Genomic DNA, 3173 nt, shown 5'->3' on the forward strand with positions numbered 1-3173 from the left:
GGCGCAGCGCTATCGGATGATCCGGCATACGCACGCCGACCGTGTCCAGCCCTGCTGTCACACGAGGTGACAACGCCTGCGGCACCACTGGCAGCACCAGCGTGAGCGGGCCCGGCCAGAACGCATCCATCAGCGCCCGGGCCGTATCGTTTATTTGGGCTACCATGCCGTTCAATTGGACAGGGTCTGAAATATGTACAATGAGCGGATTGTCGGAAGGTCGTCCTTTGGCGGCAAACACCGCCTCCACCGCTGCTGTACTGCGTGCATCGGCACCCAGGCCGTAGACGGTTTCTGTAGGAAATGCCACCGTGTCTCCCGCTTGGAGCAGTACGGCGGCCTCACACATGCCTCTTTCCGCCGCAATCCGAGCCTGTTCATTCCCTATTTCGCCGGAGATATTCTCTTCAGAAACCAAACATCTTACATCCCACCATTTTGTATGCGAAACCTCCAGCGTCTGCTTGGGCTTCTCCTTTTGTGCAAACTCTCCGTGCAAATCTTGTATTGGATTCGATTTATCGGTCATATCAGATCATCCCATATCTTATTGTCATACAGTCCGATTCATGTTGCTTGTTCCCAAAAAAGCCTGCTTTGAAAGCTCAGCTGAATCGGCTCTGCCATGTGCATATATACTGTACATCCCATTATAGCATACGGGAAACTCGTAGCCGTTCTTCTCTTCTCCGCAGCCTGCACGCATACCAACCATGGATAGGGAACTGCAAGCTGTACATCTATCTTTTGCAATTCACAAGGATTAGGCAAATAAGCCGCTTACCCAGCCCCACAACCCCGTAAGAGCATCCCACAGGAAGAAACGAACTTCCGGTTCCTTGCCATTCGCCTTCGTCTGACCGTCTCCGTGATTCGCTTTTGCCGATACCGTTTGTGCCGCTGCTTCCCCACTGCCTGCATCAATGAAACACAATGGCGGAAACAGCACACACCACCAATTTTGCCCTTTGCCTTGTCCTAGTGTGATCCGAAGGGCCTCATAATTCCCTGCAGGATAGACAAGGCCACCATACATTTTCGTCGGAAAAGGAACACTTGCCAGTTCCACTTGATGATTATATGCAATACCACGCCGAGCCAGCTCTGCACCTACCAAACGATCAATTTCAGGTAAGTGAGCAGCAATCAACTCTCTTGCTTGATTTAAGCTCTGCGGGTTTTCCAGCTTTCCCACCCATGCATTCATCTGCTGAACAATGGCATCCCGAATCTCGCGCTTAACCAACTGATCCTCTGGACGATCTGAATTTGCTAAAATACGCAGCCGGATGGAATCATGCGGAATCACTCTCGTCCCTGTTGTTGTCACTCCTGAGGTTATAGGATCTCTTGCTCCAGTGGTCATAGCAGCATCCGTTTTTTGGCCTTCCCAAGACATCATTAAGACTGAAATAGAAAATAGAATCATGGCAGCTTGCTTTACCCAGCTTTTCATCTTCGTCCCCCCAAACGCAAACTCTATCATGTCTATCAGTCTGTCCGGTTTGGGAGAGTCTAAACCTATGAATCTCATAAAATATTCAGGATAAAGATTTGTTTATGAGCTGCGAATATGAAAAAGCCCAGATTTCGCAATCTGGACCTTTTCGTTGTACTGTTTTACTATATACAAAAATCAATTCGCATCTTCTCACATTCCACGTACCCTAAGCTTTTTTCGCCTTCGCCAAGCTCACTCTGGAAGGCTGTGGCAAATCATCTTCCAGCTCCTGGCCGTGTACCTTAATACTCATAACCAGGCCAATACTAGTCATGTTAATGAGCAGAGACGTACCCCCATAGCTTATGAACGGAAGCGTAATCCCTGTAAGCGGCATAATGCCTAGAAATGCACCGATATTCTCAAAAATCTGATATAGCAGCATGGACACAACACCCACGATAAGATACGGTCCGGCACGATCGCGACATTCCAGCGAGATCAGGATCATCCGGTGAATCAGAATAAAATATAACAAGAGCAGCACCGAGGAGCCCACAAAGCCAAATTCCTCCGCTACGACCACAAAAATAGAATCCGCATACGTATAAGGAACACGCCCGGACTGTACCGAGGTTCCTTGCAAAAAGCCCTTGCCCATCATCCCGCCAGAGGCAATCGCCAGCTTGGCGTTTTTGGTATGATAAGATGCCTTCGCAGTCGCTTTTTCCGGTACGAGCCAAGGGTCCAGACGCTCTACCCAGTGACTGCGGCCAATCCCCTTCATAAAGGAATCAATCTCATCGTGAAACGAAATATAGGCCTTGATCCCGCCGCCAACGGCGACTGCAAATATGGTGAATCCGATCAACGCATGGGATGCCTTCACATTACCAATCCACAGCATACCGATAACAATAACGATGTATCCAAGCGCATTACCCAGGTCATTTTGCGCCATGACCATGGCAAATGGAACAAAGCTCACCAGAGCGACTGGAAGTACATCCTGAACAAAATACAGCTTGCTCTTGCGCTTTTTGATCAGCATATATGTCAGAAAAATGATAAGAACCAGCTTGAATACCTCAGCAGGCTGAAGGTTCAAGCCGCCAATTTTCAAGAAGCCCTGAGAGTTGTTAACCGTCCCGCCAAAAAAGCCGAGAATGAGCAGGAATATCCCGCCTCCGTATACATACAGTGCCTTTTTAATAAATATCCGAAAATCAACCACCGCTATACCCAAGATCGCCACAAAACCCAATATATAGTATCCGATCATCTTCTGGTAGTCATTGCCGTGCTCCGCCAGATTCGTAGGGCCTCTGCCCGCGCTATATACCGTGATGATGCTGATTGCCATGAGCAAAACCAGAATAAAGATAACCGGACCATCCAATTTTTTCAATTTCTGAAGCATGATTTCCCCCTGAGCCGTTTCTCGGTCATACTCCTCTTATTCTAAAGGAAAGACTCGCAAAAAGAAAATGCAGCACTACTCCGAGACACCTAGGACATGTCGTTCAATCCCTACAAGGTCCGGAACAATCAAGATTGTCTTCCAATGACCTGCCTGCTCCAGCAACGCGGCCACGTCTCTGGCCTGTCCCATGCCCAGCTCGAAGCCGATCAGCCGGGGCGGAGCCTGAAGGAGCCCTAGCTGCTCCAGCATCGCCCGATACGGGCCAAGCCCGTCAGGGCCGCCATCCAGCGCCATACGCGGCTCATGGTC

At 49.4% G+C, this 3173-nt stretch carries 3 protein-coding genes and 1 pseudogene; all 4 read right to left on the reverse strand.

Going from position 1 to position 3173, the window contains the following annotated elements; all coding sequences use genetic code 11:
• Nucleotides 1–529 (reverse strand): L-threonylcarbamoyladenylate synthase (locus L693_RS0110960; protein ID WP_025717283.1); only part of this gene is annotated, 529 nt, incomplete at its 3' end.
• A gap of 234 nt (nucleotides 530–763) precedes the next feature.
• Entirely contained in the window at nucleotides 764–1456 is a 693-nt protein-coding gene (spoIIR, locus tag L693_RS0110970; RefSeq protein ID WP_025717284.1) for a stage II sporulation protein R, read from the reverse strand.
• A gap of 211 nt (nucleotides 1457–1667) precedes the next feature.
• Nucleotides 1668–2861, reverse strand: a complete 1194-nt coding sequence (locus L693_RS0110975) for an FtsW/RodA/SpoVE family cell cycle protein (RefSeq protein WP_025717285.1) — start codon at nucleotides 2859–2861, stop codon at nucleotides 1668–1670.
• A gap of 75 nt (nucleotides 2862–2936) precedes the next feature.
• Nucleotides 2937–3173, reverse strand: a pseudogene (locus tag L693_RS0110980) (protein-(glutamine-N5) methyltransferase, release factor-specific); the annotation flags it as partial.

Source organism: Paenibacillus sp. 1-18, assembly GCF_000520755.1.
Lineage (GTDB): Bacteria > Bacillota > Bacilli > Paenibacillales > Paenibacillaceae > Paenibacillus > Paenibacillus brasilensis.

Bases quoted from the DNA above. Each gene is read 5' to 3' on its own strand.
- spoIIR (WP_025717284.1), bottom strand. From the start codon at position 1,456: ATGAAAAGCTGGGTAAAGCAAGCTGCCATGATTCTATTTTCTATTTCA.
- L693_RS0110975 (WP_025717285.1), bottom strand. From the start codon at position 2,861: ATGCTTCAGAAATTGAAAAAATTGGATGGTCCGGTTATCTTTATTCTG.